This is a genomic window from Pelomonas sp. Root405 (assembly GCF_001425165.1).
Taxonomy (GTDB): Bacteria; Pseudomonadota; Gammaproteobacteria; order Burkholderiales; family Burkholderiaceae_C; genus Pelomonas.
In genome coordinates this window covers 1-17,132 of the sequence record NZ_LMDU01000002.1, presented here as the reverse complement: position 1 = coordinate 17,132, position 17,132 = coordinate 1, and the positions used below count along the sequence as shown (strand labels likewise).

Sequence of the window (17,132 nt, the reverse complement as noted above, 5' to 3'; positions counted from 1 at the left end):
CCCACGCCGGAGACTGCCATGCCCGACTACCTTGCACCCGGTGTCTATGTCGAAGAGCTGACCACCCGGCCCAAGGTCATCGAAGGGGTCAGCACATCCACCGCGGGCTTCCTCGGTCCCTGCCGCTACGGGCCTGTGGCGGGCGCGCCGGTCGTCATCACCAGCCTGTCGGAGTTCGAGCGCCTGCATGGCGATGGCGGCCCCCTCGTCTTTGCTGCAGACGATGCGGCGGGGCGCGTGAATTACCTCTGGCATGCGGTGCGCAGCTTCTTCGATGAGGGCGGCAAGCGGCTGTACGTCAGCCGTGTGTTCCGTCCGCAAGGCGGCGCCGATGCCGCGGACCTGGACGACGGCCATGGGCGCGCATCGGCGGGCATCGCGCCGCATGTGTTTCGCGTCGTCGCACGCCACCCCGGGGCGATGGGCAATCTGCAGGTCCGCTTTACCGTCAAGGTCGGCCCCAACCTGCTGCCGACGCTGGCCGGACTCGGCGTTGGCGACGTGGTCTGGAGGTCTGCGGTGGGATCGCGTCGGGCGGTGCGTCGCATCGCAGAGCTGCCGGTCTGCATCGCTGGCAAGGGCGATGACGGGAGCTGGCGCTTCAGCGGCGGCGGGGCAGGTTTCTCGCTCGACGGCGCCGATGCGATCTGCGCCCTCACGCTTGACATCGAAGTGCTGACTGCGGCGGGCCGCTCGCTGGGCGCCTGGCAGGGGCTGCCACTGCGCCCGGACCGCATCTTCGACCGGTTCGGCCTGGATGGCGACGCTCCCATCGTGCTGGTCGACGGCAGCGCGGCAGGCACAGACGTTGTCAACCATGGCATTGACCTGCTGCGGGCTTTGGCTGCGCTGCCCGACGGCCTGAAACTGAAACGTGGCCTGCAGGCCACGATCCATCTGACCGGTGGCAACGACGGCGTGCTGCCCGCTGGCGCCGACTACGAGGGCCAGGCCGACCCGGCGCTGGGCCAGGCCACGGGGCTGAAGCAGTTCGAGCTGATCGACGACATCGCCACCATCGCCGCCCCCGGCGCCAGCGATGCCGCCACCATCAACAAGCTGCTGATCGCACACGCCGAGCACATGCGATACCGCATCGCCCTGCTTGACCCGCCCCAAAGGCTGAGCGTCGCCGGGGTGCGCGACTTCAGATCGGGGCTGGACAGCAACCACGCAGCGCTTTACTACCCCTGGGTGACGGTTCAGGACCCGCTCACGAACCAGCCGCTGAACCTGCCGCCGTCTGGTTTCGTCGCTGGCATCTTTGCCCGCAACGATGTCGAGCGCGCCGTCTTCAAGGCGCCGGCCAACGAAGTGGTGCGCGGTGCCATCGGCTTCGAGACGGTGATCAAGGCCGCGGAGCAAGAGGTGCTCAACCCCGAGGGCATCAACTGCTTCCGCTCGCTCGCGGGCCGCGGCCACCGGCTCTGGGGCGCCCGCACCGTCAGCAGCGACCCCGAGTGGAAGTACGTGAACCTGCGGCGCTACTTCACCTACCTTGAGCACAGCATCGACAAGGGCACGCAGTGGGTGGTGTTCGAGTCCCACGGCGAGGCCCTGTGGGCGCAGGTGCGCGCGGCGGTCAGCGACTTCCTTTTCAATGAGTGGCGCATGGGCGGACTGCTCGGCGACAAGCCCGAACACGCCTTCTTCGTTCGCTGCGACCGCTCGACGATGACGCAGAACGACCTGGACAACGGGCGGCTTGTCTGCCTGATCGGTGTGGCGCCCTTGAAGCCGGCGGAGTTCGTCATCCTGCGCATCGGTCAATGGACCGCTGACCGACCGGTCTGACGGCGGCTCAGCGCTGCTCGACCTGGCGCTTGCCGAACAGCGCCTCGCGCGCCTTGTCGTCGGTCAACGGCTTGCGCGCGCCGGCCAGCACCTCGACCCCGCGCTGCACGGCCGGGCGCTTGGCGACCTCGTCGAACCAGCCTTTGAGATGCGGGTAGTCGTTCATCTCGACGCCCTGGTTCTTCCAGGAGCGCAGCCAGGGGAAAACGGCGATGTCGGCAATGCTGTACTCGGCCCCGCCGATGTAGGTGGCATGCGCCAGCCGCTTGTTGATGACCGTGTAGAGCCGCTTGGCCTCATTGGTGTAGCGGTCGATGGCATAGGGCAGCTTCTCGGGCGCGTAGATGCGGAAGTGGTGGGCCTGGCCGAGCATGGGCCCGACGCCGCCCATCTGGAACATCAGCCACTGCAGCACCTCGTACTTGCCGCGCACGTCGGTGGGCAGCAACTTGCCCGTCTTGCCGGCCAGGTAGAGCAGGATGGCGCCGCTTTCGAACAGCGAGATCGGCTGGCCATCGGGACCGTCGGGGTCGGTGATGGCCGGGATCTTGTTGTTGGGGCTGATGGCCAGGAAGTCGGGCGTGAACTGCTCGCCCGCACCGATGTCCACGGGATGGACCCGGTACGCGAGGCGGCACTCCTCCAGCATGATGTGCACCTTGTGGCCGTTGGGTGTGGGCCATGAATACACTTCGATCATTCTTCGCCTCCTGCGATGTGCCTAGCAAGCGGCCCCATTCTCAGACTTCCGCACGACTCATGGTGGTAAAGCAAGTCAAGCACTGGCTCGTGACCCGCGCCAACGCAGCCCGCTGGCGTCCGATCGAGGACTGGGCCGAGGCGCGTGGCGCCGAGTTCACGCAGACCCGTGACGGCCAAGGCTTCCTCATCGAGCAGCCCACGGCGGCACCGGGGTCGCTGCGCATCGAATGGGGTGTGTCACAGCGCAGCTATCTGCCCGGCTCGGAGCTGCGCATGCGCTGCGAGATGAAGCTGCACCATGACCTGCAGTTGATGGTGCTGTGCCGCACGCTGATGGAGAACCTGGAGCGCGCCGTCTTCGAGGCCTACACCGACACGCTGAAGACGCGCGTCGACACTGACACGCCAGAGGAAATGCGCTGGCTGGTGATGTTCCCGAAGTTCAACAACGCGAGTTCGCAGCTGCTGCGCCAGCGCTATGGACTCGTGGGCGTGACCAAGGATCTGACCGGCGCCTGGCTGGACGGTGAACTCAGCGAGGCGCTGGTGCAGGCCAGCCAGGACCTGCTGCCCGAAGGCCACCCCTTCGTGCTGATGAGCATGCGCGGCAACCTTTATCTGCGCACCGAGATGAGCGAGCCCGACCTGCCCAAGGTGCAGGCCTTCGTGCGCCTGCTCGAATGCGCCGCACGCGAGGCACTGCGCGTCAACGCCCGGCTGTCAGACAGCGGCGCCTGGCCGACGACGACGTCCATCGCCTTCACGCCTTCGACGCGCCCTGGCGACGTAGCCTGACGCCTGAGTTGTCCGGCCGTTCCGGGCCGAGCGCTGGGCCGCTCCCAAGCCGGCCCGCTATGGCGATGCGCTGGCCGGTCAATCCGGCAGGCATCGCCGTCCCCTCGGGGGACCGACTAGATCGCGCGCGTTTAGCGCTGCGAACTGGGCGAGGGGTTCACGATTTCTGAGCAAAGCTCCAGGCGAGTTCGGCTAGCGGCCTGGCACTTGTCGCGGTTTCTTTGGCTTGGGCGCTGGACGCCGTGCCGTCGACCACCCGCTTGGCAATGCCCTGCACGATGGCCGCGATGCGGAACATGTTGTAGGCCATGTAGAAGTTCCAGTCGGCCATGACGGCATCGACGTCCGTGCGACCGGTGCGCTCGCAGTAGCGCTGCACATACTCGCGCTCGCTGGGGATGCCCAGCTCGACCAAGTCCTTGCCACCCAGGCCACGCGCCGCGCCCGAGGTCTTGATGTGCCAGCTCATGCAGTGGTAGCTGAAGTCGGCCAGCGGATGGCCGAGCGTGGACAGCTCCCAGTCCAGCACGGCGATGACGCGCGGCTCGGTGGGGTGGAAGACCAGGTTGTCCATGCGGTAGTCGCCATGCACGATGCCGACCTCGCGCTCGTCACGTGCCGACGCCGGGATGTGGGCCGGCAACCAGGCCAGCAGCGCGTCCATCGCCGGGTTGGGCTCGGTGACCGAGGCCAGGTATTGCTTGCTCCAGCGGCCGATCTGGCGCTCGAAGTAGTTGCCCGGCTTGCCGTAAGCCAAGAGGCCCACGGCCTTGAAGTCGACATGGTGCAGGGCCGCGATGACGCGGTTCATCTCGTCGTAGTGGGCTGCGCGCTCGGCGTTGCTCATGCCGGGCAGGCTCTGGTCCCACAGCACGCGGCCGGGCATGAAGGACATGACGTAGAAGGCGCGGCCGATGACGCTCTCGTCCTCGCACAGCGCATACATGGTCGGCACGGGCACGTCGGTGCCGGCCAGCGCGCCCATGACCTGGAACTCGCGCTCGATGGCGTGGGCCGAGGGCAGCAGCTTGGCCACCGGCGCGGGCTTGCTGCGCATCACGTACTGCGCGCCCGGCGTCTTCAGCAGATAGGTCGGGTTGGACTGGCCGCCCTTGAACTGCTCGATGGCGAGCGGCCCGGCAAAGCCTTCGACATGCGAGGTCAGCCAGGCTTCGAGTGCCGCGGTGTCCAGGGCCTGGGCGAGGGGACGGGTGCCGGTGAATGCTTCCATGCCGGCGATTGTGCGCGGCACGCCCGTCGCCGGGTGTCCCGTTCGTGGCAGCGGCTCAGCGCGCCGCAGCGGCCAGCAGCTTCTCGCGGCTCAGCACGACGAGGCGGGTCGGCTCCACCCGCACGGCACCTTCACGCTCGAATGCCTTGAGTTCCTGGTTGACGCGCTGGCGCGAGGCGCCGAGCAGCTGGGCCAGGTCTTCCTGCGCAAGCTGCAGGCCGATGCGGATTTCGTCACCCTCCTGCACGCCATAGGAGCGCGCCAGCAGCAGCACCTGCTTGGCCAGGCGGGCCGCGAGCGGCCGGGTGTTGAGGTCCTCGATCATGTCGAACATCAACCGCAGCCGTCGGCAGTTCAGCCGCAGCAGCGCGTCGTAGAGCTCGGAGTGGGCCTGCAGCAGCGCGCGGAAGTCGGACTTGCGCACGCACAGCAGCGTCGTCTCGCCATGGGCGTAGGCGTCGTGGGTGCGGGGCAGGCCGTCGAACAGGGCGATGTCGCCGAACCAGGTGCCGGGCTCGACATAGGTCAGCGAGATCTGCTTGCCGGCCAGGGACACCGAGCTGACGCGCACGGCGCCCTTGGCCACGGCCGACCATTCCTCGGCGGGCTCGCCGCGGTGGGAAAGCATGGTCTCGTCAGGCAGGCGGCGCACGAAGGCGCGTTGCAGGATGTCATTGCGCAGCGGCTCGGACAACTTCGAGAACCAGGGGCCCTGGTCGATCTGCTGGCGTTCGGCGGGGGTGAGGCTGAGTGCGTTCATGGCTTGAGGCATTGTGCCGGCCCGCCGCTGCCTCGTCGGTGGCCGGCCCCATGCTAGAGTGATTCGCGTTGTCCCCACCCTCTCTCAACCGCTTGTAGCCGCCCGCAGTCAATGCCCCTTACGGCCCTGCGCCCGATGTTGCTGGGTGCCCTCACACCCGCTTTGACACTGCTGCTCGGCGTGGCGCCTCAACCGGCCCAGGCACTGGGGCTCGGCCAGCCGCTGATCCATTCCAGTTTGGGCCGGCCGCTGGATGCGAGCATCCCGCTGACCCTGGCCGAGGGCGAACGACTGAGCGACGCCTGCCTGCGTGCCGAGGTCTCGGCAGGTGATTCGCGCGTACCGGCGGGACTGCTGCAGTTGCGCGTCGAGGGCGAGCTTGGCCAACAGCGCGTCCGCCTTCAAAGCCAGGTGCGCATCGAGGAGCCGGCGTTGCGCATCACGCTGGCCCTGGGTTGCCCACTGCGGCTGACGCGCGAGTTCAATGCCTTCGTCGACCCGCCGGCCAGCGCGGCCTCCGCGCCCGAGCCGCCGCCGCCGGCAGTCGCGCCGCCGGCGCCCCCCGTTGTCGAGCCGGTCGCGCGTTTGCAGGCCGAGGCGCCGCCCGCACCGACACCGGTCGCACGGCAGCGCCCGCGGCCCAAGCCGCGTGCAAGCGGCCCACGCCTGCTGCTGGAGCGGCCGGAGGTGCTGGTTGCCGAGGCGCCGCGGCCCGCGCAGCCAGCAGCCAGCGCGCCGGAGCTGGAGCTGACGCCGGAGCTTGAAGCGCAGATCGTGCAGCTGGAGCAGACGGTGGCGCAGCTGCGCGCGGAGCTGCTGGCACGCCAGCAGGCCGACGCACAAGCTACGTCCGCAGCCATCCCGGCGCCGCCGCCTGCCGCGTCGGTGGCGGTGCCCGCGCCCATTCAGAGCGTGCGGGCGTCACCCCATCGCGACCCCATGACCTGGGTGCTGACGCTGGCCTTGAGCCTGCTTGCCGGTTCCGCCGCCTTTTACTTCAGCCGCTGGCGCGACCAGCGCGCGCGGCGCGAACTGGCCTATTGGCGGGCCCTGCATGCGGCGGAGGGGGCCGGCCTGCCGCCGGCTGCGCCTTCGCCCGGCATCGCGCCGCCGGTGGTCGGCGTGGCTGCAGCGTTGCCGGATGAAGGCCAGCACCAGATCACGCGTCCGCAGCCCCGGCCGATGCCCTGGGCCCCGGCACCCTCCGCTTCCTCGGCGGCCGCCCCCGTGCCGCGCATGGAGGCCACCCAGCCACTGCCGGTGCAAGCGGCAGCGGCGCCGGTGCTTTCCAATGAGCTGACCGTTGCCGACGAGCTGCTGGACCTGCAGCAGCAAGTCGAATTCCTGCAGCTGCTTGGCCAGCAGGACGCCGCCGCCGATCTGCTGGCCACGCGGCTGACGCGCGACCAGGCGGGCGCGATGCCTTATCTGCTGCTGATGGAGCTTTGTCAGCAACGTGGCGAGCCCGAGGTGTTTGCCGAACTGGTCAAGCAGTTCGAACAGCGCTTTGGCGCGCCGGCGCCCCAGTGGTCGCAAAGCCTGTCGCGTGGCCGCAGCCTGGAGGCCAACCCGAGCGTCGTCGCACATCTGCAGGCGGTCTGGGACGACCCGGCCGCTGCGATGAAGATGTTGCAGGAGCTGCTCGCCCAAGGTGGCGGGCCTGGCGTCGCCCGGTTCGACCTGCCGGCCTATCGCGACCTCTTGACGCTCTACAGCGTTGCGCGCGATCTCTTTGAGGCCGGGCTGCGGGGCGCCGAGGTGGACCTGATGCTGCCGCTCGATTCAAGCTTCGGCAGCGACGCGCGCTAGATACCGAAGTCGGTCGAGTCGCCGCTCATGGCCTTCTCGATCAGCTTGCGTGACAGGCGCTCCGACAGCAGCTCGGCAAAGGCGTAGACATAGTTGCGCAGGTAGGCGCCGCGCTTGAAGGCGATGCGCGTCACATTGCTGCCCAGCATGGCGCCCAGCGGCCGCGCGACCAGGTCGCTGTTGGCGGGCTCTTCGCGCATCGCCATCTCGGCGACGATGCCCACACCCATCCCCAGGCGCACATAGGTCTTGATGACGTCGGAGTCGATGGCCTCCAGCACGACGTTGGGCGTCAGGTGACGCGCTGCAAAGGCCTTGTCGATGCGGGTGCGGCCCGTGAAGCTGGGGTGGTAGGACACCAGGGGCTCGCTGGCCAGCTGTTCGAGGTTGATGCGCTCGACCGCCGCGAGAGGGTGGTCACGCGGCACCACCATCACGTGCTGCCACTCATAGCAGGGCAGGGTGACGAGCTCGGGGTACTGGGCCAGTGACTCCGTCGCGAGGCCGAGGTCGGCAGTCTCGTCCAGCAGCATCTTGGCGACCTGGTCCGGGCTGCCCTGGTGCAGGCTGATGCGCAGCTGCGGCAGGTTCTTGCGCAACTGGGCCACCGGCGCGGGCAGTACGTATCGAGCCTGGGTGTGGGTCGTGGCGATGGAGAAGGTGCCGCTGTCCTGGCGCGAATACTCCTCGCCAATGCGCTTCAGGTTGCCGACCTCGCGCAGGATGATCTCGATGCATGCGAGCACCTGCTGGCCCGGCTCGGTGATGCGCCGCAGGCGCTTGCCGTGGCGCGAGAAGATGTCGACGCCCAGTTCCTCCTCCAGCTCCAGGATGGCCTTGGAGACGCCGGGCTGCGACGTGAACAGCGCCTTGGCCGTCTCGGTCAGGTTGAGGTTGCGGCGGGCGGCTTCCTGGACGAAGCGGAATTGATGCAGGTTCATTCGAGGACGCCGAGGCAGGCGAGGCTGATGGCGTTGAGCACAGCCTCCTGCTCGCCCAGCGGCGCATGCAGCCGCCATTCGACGGCGTCGCCATGGCGCTCGCGCAGGCTCTCCAGCAACGGCGGCACGTCACGCCGCACATGGCCGCCGGTGCCGAGAAACAGGGGCAGCACATGTACACGCGTGCAGCCGGCCGCCACGAGTTGCTCAGCGGCGCCCGCCATGTCGGGCGCCATGATTTCGAGGTAGGCCAACACGAGCGGCGTGCCGGGCCGCGCCGTGCGCAGTCGTTCGGCGACGATCTCGAAAGGGCGCGCCCAGGCCGGGTCGCGGGCGCCGTGAGCGAACAAGAGCAGGCCTTCAGTCATCTGTACTTCACCAGCCAGGTAAATGCCGCCATCGACAGTCCGAAATAGATCAGGCTCGGCGTCGCCGCCACCGCCCAGGGCGTCCAGTTCTTCAGCAAGCCAAGATGCCCGGCCACGTTGTTCAGCAGCACGAAGCTGATGCCCAGCATGATGCCGCCGAAGACCTTGATGCTGATGCCGCCCGAGCGGCCGTGGAGATAGGCGAAGGGCAGGGCCAGCGCCACCATGACGAAGCAGGCGAAGGGATAGAAGGCCTTGCGCCAGAACTGGATGTTGTGGGCCTGCGCCGACTGCTCCTGGGCCGACAGGTGTTCGGTGTAGCGGTAGAGCTCCAGCGTGGACATGGTCTTGGCAGGCAACACGGCCGCAGCGATGACGCCGGCGTGCAAGGAGCTTTGCCAATCCAGCTTGTCCATCGATTGCTCGCTGATGACGACATCGCCGACGGGGCTGGCGGCGGCAGATGTGCCGGGATTCCAGATGCTGCGCCTGACCGTCTGCAGGCGCCAGAGCCCTTGGCCATCGACATCGACCTTGTCGGCCTCGGTGCGCGACATCAGCCGGCCCTGGGCATCGAACTCGAAGATGCGCACGTCTTCCAGCGCGCCGCTGCTGCCGACGCGCCCGACATTGATCGAATAGCTGCGGTCCTGGCCGTCGACCTTCTGGTGGTCCTTGAGCCAGACGCCGCGCTTGGTCTGCGCGGCGCCGCGGCTGAAGCCGGCGCGCAGGTCTTCGCCCTGGCGGTCGAAATGCGGCGCGACGTAATCGCCGATGACGAAGGTCAGCGCCGCGAACACGGTGGCCAGTCCGGCCAGCAATGCGAGCGCGCGCGCAGGGCCGAGGCCGCCGGTGCGCAGGATGGTGAACTCGCTGCTCTGTGCCAGGCGTGCCAGCGCGACGATGGCGCCGATCAGCACGGCAATGGGAAAGAGTTCGTAGAAATGCCGTGGCAGCTCCATCGCGGCGAGCAATGCGGCCTTGCCGCCGCCCACGCCGATGCGGGTCATGCGGTCGAGCTCGTCAACGAAATCGATGAAGAAGAAGAGCGACAGGAAGGCCAGCGCGACCAGCACGACCGAGCCGATGATGTCCTTGTAGAGCAGGCGGCGAACGGTCCTCATGCGGCAGCCACCTTCATGCGGCGGCGCAGGCAGAAGCGGTTGCCGTTGTCCCTTATCCAGATGACGGCGAGCGCCAGGCAGAAGGCGCTGCCATGCACGGCGGCGAGCGCCTGTGGCAGGCCTGCGCGGCCGTTGCCAACCCAGGACTGCGACAGGTTGATGAGGTTGAAATAGACGATGAAGGCCAGCAGCGCGAACAGCAGGTTCCAGTTGCTGGCCCGGCGCGGGTTGGAGGCGGCCAGGCCCACGCCCAGCAAGGCCATGTTGATGGCCCCCAGGATCATGCCCAGGCGCCATGCCAGTTCGCCCTGGTTCTTGGCGGTTGGCGCCCGCAGCAGGTCGAGCGTCGCCATGGCCTTGGGGGGCAACTGGTTGGCGTTGGCCAGCACCTGGGTGTCGGTCATGACCTTGTACTGCTCGAAGCGAGCGAGGCTTTTCTCGCCGGTCTTGAGCTGGGTCTCATTGCGCTGGCCATGGTCGAGGACGAGGAGGCGGTCATCGCCCTCCATCTCCAGCCGGCCGCGGGCCGATGTCGTCACCGATTCACGCTCGTTCTTGCTGGCCAGGATGAAGACGTTGCGGCCGGTCGCGGCGTCGTCGCCGTCGCGCTCGATGAAGAAGACGCGGCTGCCGTCGCGCGAGGTCTGGAACTGCCCTGGGGCGACGCGTGACAGGTCGCTGCGCTTTTGGTAGCGCTCCTTGAGTTCCGTGCTGTTCTGGTTGCCCCAGGGCCAGACGACCAGTTCGAGCACGATGACCGCCAGCAGGATCGGCCAGGCCATGTGCAGCACCGGCCGCACGAAACGCGACAGCGGAATGCCGCTGGCGAACCAGATCGTCATCTCCGACTCGCGGTAGATGCGGCCCAGCGTGAGGACGACGGCGATGAAGAGGGACAGGATGAGCATCGTCGCGAGATGGGCGATGGTCGCGTAGCCCATCAGCAGCACGACGTCCTGCGGCGCGACATTGCCGCCAGCGGCCTGGCCGAGCGTGCGGATCAAGGTCGACGTGAGCATGATGGTCAGGATGACCACCAGGGTGACGCCGAAGCTCTTGGCCAGCTCTGAGCGCGTCGATGAATCGAATAACATGAAATTACTTCAATCTACTTCTGGTCATTATGGACTTCAAGATTCAAACCGCTGAGCTGGATGCGCTCGCGGGAATCGCCGCTGACGCCCTCGTTGTCGTGCTCGGCGGCGAGTTGCTGGCGCCCGGTCTGGATGCAGTGGTGGCCAGGCATGCGCAGGCAGCGATCAAGCTCGGCGACTTCGCGCTCAAGGCCGGGCAGGTGCTGACGTTGACGCAGGCGGACGGTGTCAAGGCGCCGCGTCTCGTGCTGGCAGCGAGTGGCAAGACATCGCTGGCCGCCGGGCGCGCTGCCCTGGCTGCGGCCCTGGCGCAGATCAAATCGCGCGGCGTTGTCAGCGCGGCTGTGGCGTTTGTGGGGTTCGACGCGGGCATGGCCGAGTCGCTGGCTGAGCAGACGGCGCTTGCCGGGTCCGAAGCTATCTATCTCTACCGTCATACCAAGCCGAGCGCGGCGCCAGCCTCCAAGCTAGCAAAGCTTGTCCTGGCGGTGAGCAAGGCTGACGCCAAGGCGGTCAAGACGGGGCTGGCACGCGGCCAGGCCATTGCTGCCGGCGTCGAGCTGGCGCGTGAGTGCGCGAACCTCCCGGGCAACTATGCGACACCGACCTATCTGGGCGAGGTGGTGCAGGGCCTTGGCAAGACGCATGGCCTCAAGGTCGAGGTGCTGGACCGCAAGGCCGTCGAGAAGCTGGGTATGGGCAGCTTCCTGGCCGTGGCGCAAGGGTCTGACGAGCCGCTGCGTTTCATCGTCGCCCGTTACGAAGGCGCGGCCAAGACGGTGGCGCCGGTCGTGCTGGTCGGCAAGGGCATCACCTTCGACACCGGCGGCATCTCGTTGAAGCCCGGCGCCGAGATGGACGAGATGAAGTTCGACATGGGCGGCGCTGCCAGCGTCATCGGCACGCTGCGGGCGGTGGCCGAACTCAAGCCCAAGCTCAATCTGGTGATGATCGTGGCCGCTTGCGAGAACATGCCCAGCGGCCGTGCCATCAAGCCGGGCGACGTCGTCACGTCGATGTCGGGCCAGACCATCGAGATCCTGAACACTGACGCCGAAGGTCGGCTGATCCTTTGTGATGCGCTGACCTATGCGGAGCGCTTCAAGCCGGCGGTCGTTGTTGACGTCGCCACGCTGACCGGCGCTTGCGTCATCGCGCTGGGCGGGGTGCGCAGCGGCATGTATGCAAGCGACGACGAACTGGCCGCCGCGCTGACGGCTGCGGGCGACGCCGTCCTCGACCCCTGCTGGCGCATGCCGCTGGACGATGAGTACGCCGACGGCCTGAAGAGCAACTTTGCCGACGTCCCCAACATCGCCGGGCGCGCCGGCGGCTCGATCACGGCGGCCAAGTTCCTGCAGCGGTTTGCCGGCAAATATCGCTGGGGCCATCTCGACATCGCAGGCACGGCCTGGAAGGGTGGCGCCGCCAAGGGCGCGACAGGCCGGCCGGTGGGTCTGCTGACTCATTTCGTGCTGAGCCAGGCGAAGTAGTGGCCGTCCAGGTCAGCTTTTACAGCGACGCGGCCGAGCCACTTCAGTACGCCTGCCGTTTGATCCGCCGCGCCCTTGCGTCGGGCAAGCCGGTCGGCGTCTGTGCGCCAGCGCCTTTGGCCGCGCGTCTGGACGAGCTGCTGTGGAGCTTTGACGCAACCGACTTCCTCCCCCACCGTCGTTGGGACGGGGCGACAACACCCGCGCCGGGCGAAGTGCTGCTGGTTGAAGACGCGGCCCTTTTGCCGCACCGCGGTCTGCTTCTGAACTTGGGCGACGAGATGCCGGGCGACGCGCTGGGTTTCGAACGCGTATTGGAGGTCATCGGAACCGACCCGGCGCGCGTTCAAGCGGGGCGTGCGCGTTATCGCGTCTACCAGCAGTCGGGTGCCAAGCTGGACCACTTTTCAGCGGCGGGTTGACAACGCTGCGTCCACGCTTTCCCGAATGAGTGCCCCCTGGATTTGGGGTATGTTCAATTAGTTGAAAAATCAACAGTTCTCTGTTTGTTCCTCTCTCTTTCAAACTGGAGTTGATCCATGCAAATCAAGCTGAATATCGTCGTGGGCGCAGTGGCAGCACTCCTCAGCGGCGCTGCAATGTCGCAGGACCTGGTCGTGAAGATCGGTCACGTGGCGCCGACCAGCGGTGCCATTGCCCACCTGGGCAAAGACAACGAATTGGGTGCGCGCCTGGCTATCGAAGAGCTGAACGCCAAGGGCGTCATGATCGGTGGCAAGAAGGCCAAGTTCGAGTTGCTGGCCGAAGACGACGCTGGCGATCCGAAGCAGGGCACGGCCGCCGCGCAGAAGCTGGTTGACTCAAAGGTCAATGGTGTCGTGGGTCACTTGAACTCGGGCACCTCCATCCCGGCTTCGAAGGTCTACAGCGACGCGGGCGTTCCCCAGATTTCGCCTTCAGCCACGAACCCCAAGTTCACGCGCAACGGCTACAAGACCACCTTCCGCGTCGTCGCTGACGACGTGCACCTGGGCGGCACGCTGGGCCGCTACGCTGCCAAGGACTTGAAGGGCAAGTCGATCGCCGTCATCGATGACCGCACGGCCTACGGCCAGGGCGTCGCTGACGAGTTCGAAAAGGGTGTCAAGGGTGCGGGCGGCAAGGTCGTCGGCCGTGAGTTCACGAATGACAAGGCAACGGACTTCACCGCCATCCTGACCTCCCTGAAGGGCAAGAAGCCCGACGTCGTCTTCTTCGGTGGCATGGACGCCGTGGCCGGCCCGATGCTGCGCCAGATGAAGCAACTGGGCATCGAAGCGAAGTTCATGGGCGGCGACGGCATCTGCTCCGGCGAACTGCCCAAGCTGGCCGCCGGCACCATGGGCGATGGCCAGGTCGTGTGCGCCGAAGCCGGTGGCGTCGAGGGCGAAGCCAAGAAGTCGATGGACGACTTCAAGGCCAAGTTCAAGTCCAAGTTCAATGTCGACGTGCAGATTTATGCCCCTTACGTCTACGACGCCGTCAATGTGATGGTGGCAGCGATGGCCAAGGCCGGCTCAGCCGATCCGGCCAAGTACCTGCCCGTGCTGGCCAAGACCACGGGCTACAAGGGCGTGACTGGAACGATCGCTTTCGACGAAAAGGGCGACATCAAGAACGGTGCGCTGACGCTCTACACCTACAAGGGCGGCGCCCGCGAGCAACTGGCTGTCGTTCGCTGACCGTCTGCGTTACGCACGCCCGCCCTGCGCGGGCGTTCTTTGTTGCCAAGGCCCGCCGTGTGCGGGCTTTTCATTTGGGGCGACTGCAGCAGCGGGTAAACACTGCTTACTAGTTCAATTGGTCGAGCCTGGAGCGTGAATACTGCCGGAGAGACGCCGCTCCAGAGTATTTGCATATCTTCCGTGCCGCCTTGGTCGGGTGGTCGTGGATCGGTTTCAATAATTTCGGTAGATCGCCTGTGCGTTTCGCACGCTTTGCTGCCGGCGCCGCGACGTTGTCATGGTGCTGTCGCCCGCTTTCGGTTCTACTGCCGCGCGTCGTTGAAACTAGCACTGCGGCGGACCGCCGAACGACCTCGTCACGACGCGGATTCAAGGGGCAAGCCCCCTTTAAACGGGGGGCTTTCAAGCCTGGGTGCCGGAGGCATGATGCCGGCGCGATCAAGGGTTGGTCGGACATGTCCATTGCGGCGTCAAGCCCGGGACATCCCGAGCCAGCCAGGCGGTCTTCGAGGTGGTCGGCTGTTGGGTTGCCGCATTGGCAGTGATGCGACAGATGGCCTTCGCGCGGCGAGTGAATATCGATACTTGATTCGAGTTTCATTGGTCGAATTGCGAACGCAGAATGCCAAGTAGTAAAGATCGGGGAAGCAAATGATTCGAATATTCAACCATTACCTGCATAAGCAGACCTTGCTCCAGGTTTTCTTCGATCTTGGCCTGATTGTTTTCGCCGTCATCGCCGTCGTCCTCAGCCAAGGGGAATCTGCCCAGACCGTACTGCCGTTTGCGGCGTCGCACAGCCTGTCGTTGGCGGGCTGCATGTTCGTTATCAACTCGGCAACCGGCTTTTACCAGCACGTCCATAACCGCTCGGTGACTGAGTCCTGTGCTCGCGCACTGTTCGGTCTGCTGTTCGGCTTGCCCCTGGCCTATGTGATCTTCAGCCTGGTGCCTTCGACCACCAGCCATCGCGACCTGCTGACGCTGGTGGCCATGGTCGCGGTCGCTGCGGTGATGGTGCACCGCGTCTACGCCGCCCACTCGGGCACTCAGGCGCGCCTGCGCAGCCGCATCCTTATATTCGGCACGGGCGTCGCAGCGCGAACCGTTGGCAACACCTTGCGGGCCTCTGATCCCCATGCGCAGATCGTCGGCTTCTACGCGGGTCCCAATGAGGACCATCCTGAGGTGCCCAGCGCCGAGATCATCAACGACGGTGCCAATCTGACCGAAGCCGCACTGAAGCACAACGTGGACGAGATTGTCGTCGCGCTGAGCGAACGCCGCGGCGGCAGCATGCCGTTGCGCCAGTTGCTGGACTGCAAGTTGTCTGGTGTGCGCGTGGTGGACATCGCCACTCACTTTGAGAAGACGCTGGCTCAGATCAACATCAAACACGTCAACGCCGGCTGGTTGGTCTTTGGTGACGGCTTCAGCCAGGGCATGCTGCGCGCCGCGATGAAGCGGATTTGCGACATCGTCTTTGCGATGCTGATTCTGGCTGTGACCTGGCCGATCATGTTGATCACCGCGCTAGCCATCCGCTTCGAATCGCGCGGTCCGATGCTCTACCGGCAGGAGCGCGTCGGCCTGAACGGCGTGCCGTTCAACGTCATCAAGTTCCGCAGCATGCGCACCGATGCGGAAAAGGATGGCAAGCCGCGCTGGGCGACCAAGAACGATGATCGCGTGACACGTGTCGGCCGATTCATCCGCAAGGTCCGTATCGATGAACTGCCGCAGCTCTTCAACGTGCTGTGGGGCGAAATGAGCATGGTCGGCCCGCGCCCGGAGCGCCAGTTCTTTGTGGATGAGTTGGTCGCCAAGATTCCCTATTACGCCGTGCGCCACAGCGTGAAGCCGGGCGTCACAGGTTGGGCCCAGGTGCGCTATGAGTACGGTTCGACGATCGAGGATTCGGTCGAGAAGCTTCAGTACGACCTCTACTACGTCAAGAACCACTCGCTCTTCCTTGATCTGTTGATCATGCTGGAGACCGTGGCCGTCGTGCTGACCGGCAAGGGCGCGCGCTGAACGCAGCTTCCTCGGCGTAAGCGCCGATGTCTGTCGCCCTGGGGCATGCTTGAATGATGCATGTCTACCGCCGCTGAATTGGACTCTGCCCCAGGCGTCGTGATCGAAGCGCTTCTTCCCTTCTTTTCGCTGAGTGGCCTGGGCAATCTGATCTGCTGTGCAGCCTATGGGCTCTTTGCGCTGTACTTCGCGCAACGGCTGCTTCGCGGTGGCGTACCGGTCAGCGTGCTGGCCCTTGTCTTTCTTGCCGCACTGATTGCCACTTCATGCTGGGCAGGTGTCGGGCTGATAGACGGTTTCAGGCATTGGTCCAACCAGCTCCCAACCTGGGCAGCCCCGGCGCTCGACCTGTTGCGCTTCAGCCTGTGGTTCGCTTTCATGCTGATGTTGCTGCCAAAGCCAAGGCGTGGCGGTGGGTTGGGGTGGTTGCGCCCGATCACGACCCTTGTGCTTCTGGCCCAGCTCGGGCTGATCTTCCTAGGTGAGGGTCTGCCGCCGGAGACGCTGGCTCGGCCCCGCGCCTTTGCCGCGCTTGGGATTGCCGTGCTGGGGCTGGTTCTTGTCGAGCAAATGTTGCGCAATGCGACGGGAGACACGCGCTGGAATGCCAAGCCCGTCTGCCTGGGCCTGGGTGCGATCTTCGTCTTCGACCTGTTCATCGGCTCGCAAGCCGCATTGTTCCAACGCTTCGATGGCGACGCGATCAGCGTGCGTTCCCTTGTGCACGCGGCAGCGGTGCCCTTGCTCTACGTGGCGTCCCGGCGGCATGCCGACTGGCTGGGCAAGTTGCATGTGTCGCGAGCGGCTGTCTTCCACTCGGCAACGTTGCTGCTAGTGGGCGCCTATTTGCTGATCGTGGCTGGTGTCGGTTATTACGTGCGCTACACGGGGGGGCATTGGGGGCGGGCGTTGTCCCTCGCCCTGGTCTTCGTTGCCATGGTCGCGCTGGCCTTGCTCGTTGCATCCGGTTCGATGCGCTCGCGATTGCGCGTCTACATCAGCAAGAACTTCTTCAGCTATCGCTACGACTACCGCGAAGAGTGGCTGCGCTTCACGCAACTGTTGTCGGGCAGCGCGGAGCCACAGCACACTGCAGAGACAGTGGTGCGAGCCTTGGCGAATCTGGTGGAGAGCCCCAGTGGCATGTTTGATCTTGCCCCTGCATAACCGGACACGGTCTATGCGCTGGTTGGCGCGCTCCCGGTCTGGGTGACGCGCTGTTGATGTTGCCTGAACTCCCTGGGTGACCGCATCCGCAGGCTCGAGCTGAACTCCCTGGGTGACCGCATCCGCAGGCTCGAG

15 protein-coding genes are annotated in these 17,132 nt (G+C 66.0%); 8 read left to right on the top strand and 7 right to left on the bottom strand.

Annotation, left to right across the window (positions count from 1 at the left end; translation table 11 throughout):
* The first annotated feature begins 18 nt into the window (after nucleotides 1-18).
* On the top strand, nucleotides 19-1,794 hold the full coding sequence (locus ASC81_RS06930; protein WP_056264439.1) for a phage tail sheath subtilisin-like domain-containing protein: 1,776 nt from the start codon (nucleotides 19-21) through the stop codon (nucleotides 1,792-1,794).
* 7 nt (nucleotides 1,795-1,801) lie between these two features.
* Here the strand turns inward: ASC81_RS06930 and ASC81_RS06925 are convergent, their stop codons facing one another.
* Nucleotides 1,802-2,494: a glutathione S-transferase C-terminal domain-containing protein gene (locus ASC81_RS06925; protein WP_056264436.1), complete on the bottom strand. Its 693-nt coding sequence runs from the start codon at nucleotides 2,492-2,494 to the stop codon at nucleotides 1,802-1,804.
* A gap of 89 nt (nucleotides 2,495-2,583) precedes the next feature.
* On the opposite strand from ASC81_RS06925, the gene ASC81_RS06920 reads away from it, so the two are divergent.
* The gene (locus ASC81_RS06920; RefSeq protein WP_235533589.1) at nucleotides 2,584-3,291 is read left to right on the top strand and encodes a hypothetical protein; all 708 of its coding nucleotides are present in this window, start codon (nucleotides 2,584-2,586) and stop codon (nucleotides 3,289-3,291) included.
* A 157-nt stretch (nucleotides 3,292-3,448) separates the two neighbouring features.
* Here the strand turns inward: ASC81_RS06920 and ASC81_RS06915 are convergent, their stop codons facing one another.
* Complete coding sequence (locus ASC81_RS06915) at nucleotides 3,449-4,531, bottom strand: phosphotransferase (protein WP_056264737.1); 1,083 nt, start codon at nucleotides 4,529-4,531, stop codon at nucleotides 3,449-3,451.
* 46 nt (nucleotides 4,532-4,577) lie between these two features.
* Nucleotides 4,578-5,282, bottom strand: a complete 705-nt coding sequence (locus tag ASC81_RS06910; RefSeq protein ID WP_056264431.1) for a Crp/Fnr family transcriptional regulator — start codon at nucleotides 5,280-5,282, stop codon at nucleotides 4,578-4,580.
* Between the two features lie 111 nt (nucleotides 5,283-5,393).
* Between ASC81_RS06910 and ASC81_RS06905 the strand changes: the two genes are divergently transcribed.
* On the top strand, nucleotides 5,394-7,091 hold the full coding sequence (locus ASC81_RS06905; protein ID WP_156391863.1) for a FimV family protein: 1,698 nt from the start codon (nucleotides 5,394-5,396) through the stop codon (nucleotides 7,089-7,091).
* Here the strand turns inward: ASC81_RS06905 and ASC81_RS06900 are convergent.
* From ASC81_RS06900 to lptF, 4 genes are read right to left on the bottom strand one after another with little or no spacing between them, the layout of a single operon-like run.
* Complete coding sequence (locus ASC81_RS06900) at nucleotides 7,088-8,032, bottom strand: CysB family HTH-type transcriptional regulator (protein ID WP_056264425.1); 945 nt, start codon at nucleotides 8,030-8,032, stop codon at nucleotides 7,088-7,090. The two genes, ASC81_RS06905 and ASC81_RS06900, sit on opposite strands and share 4 nt — an antisense overlap.
* A complete protein-coding gene (locus ASC81_RS06895; protein WP_056264423.1) occupies nucleotides 8,029-8,400 on the bottom strand; it encodes a sirohydrochlorin chelatase in 372 nt (123 codons plus the stop codon). Before ASC81_RS06895 ends, ASC81_RS06900 begins: the two co-directional genes overlap by 4 nt.
* Nucleotides 8,397-9,524: an LPS export ABC transporter permease LptG gene (lptG, locus tag ASC81_RS06890; RefSeq protein ID WP_056264420.1), complete on the bottom strand. Its 1,128-nt coding sequence runs from the start codon at nucleotides 9,522-9,524 to the stop codon at nucleotides 8,397-8,399. The genes ASC81_RS06895 and lptG overlap by 4 nt, the downstream gene beginning before the upstream one ends.
* Entirely contained in the window at nucleotides 9,521-10,618 is a 1,098-nt protein-coding gene (gene lptF, locus ASC81_RS06885) for an LPS export ABC transporter permease LptF (protein WP_056264419.1), read from the bottom strand. Before lptF ends, lptG begins: the two co-directional genes overlap by 4 nt.
* A 29-nt stretch (nucleotides 10,619-10,647) precedes the next feature.
* Between lptF and ASC81_RS06880 the strand changes: the two genes are divergently transcribed.
* The 5 genes from ASC81_RS06880 (at nucleotide 10,648) to ASC81_RS06860 (ending at nucleotide 16,997) form a co-directional block, all read left to right on the top strand.
* Entirely contained in the window at nucleotides 10,648-12,111 is a 1,464-nt protein-coding gene (locus ASC81_RS06880) for a leucyl aminopeptidase (RefSeq protein WP_056264416.1), read from the top strand.
* The gene (locus tag ASC81_RS06875) at nucleotides 12,111-12,533 is read left to right on the top strand and encodes a DNA polymerase III subunit chi (protein WP_056264413.1); all 423 of its coding nucleotides are present in this window, start codon (nucleotides 12,111-12,113) and stop codon (nucleotides 12,531-12,533) included. The genes ASC81_RS06880 and ASC81_RS06875 overlap by 1 nt, the downstream gene beginning before the upstream one ends.
* A 117-nt stretch (nucleotides 12,534-12,650) precedes the next feature.
* Nucleotides 12,651-13,793: a branched-chain amino acid ABC transporter substrate-binding protein gene (locus ASC81_RS06870; protein WP_056264412.1), complete on the top strand. Its 1,143-nt coding sequence runs from the start codon at nucleotides 12,651-12,653 to the stop codon at nucleotides 13,791-13,793.
* Between the two features lie 654 nt (nucleotides 13,794-14,447).
* On the top strand, nucleotides 14,448-15,830 hold the full coding sequence (locus ASC81_RS06865; protein ID WP_056264408.1) for a TIGR03013 family XrtA/PEP-CTERM system glycosyltransferase: 1,383 nt from the start codon (nucleotides 14,448-14,450) through the stop codon (nucleotides 15,828-15,830).
* 60 nt (nucleotides 15,831-15,890) lie between these two features.
* Nucleotides 15,891-16,997: a hypothetical protein gene (locus ASC81_RS06860; protein ID WP_156391860.1), complete on the top strand. Its 1,107-nt coding sequence runs from the start codon at nucleotides 15,891-15,893 to the stop codon at nucleotides 16,995-16,997.
* Nucleotides 16,998-17,132 lie beyond the last annotated feature (135 nt).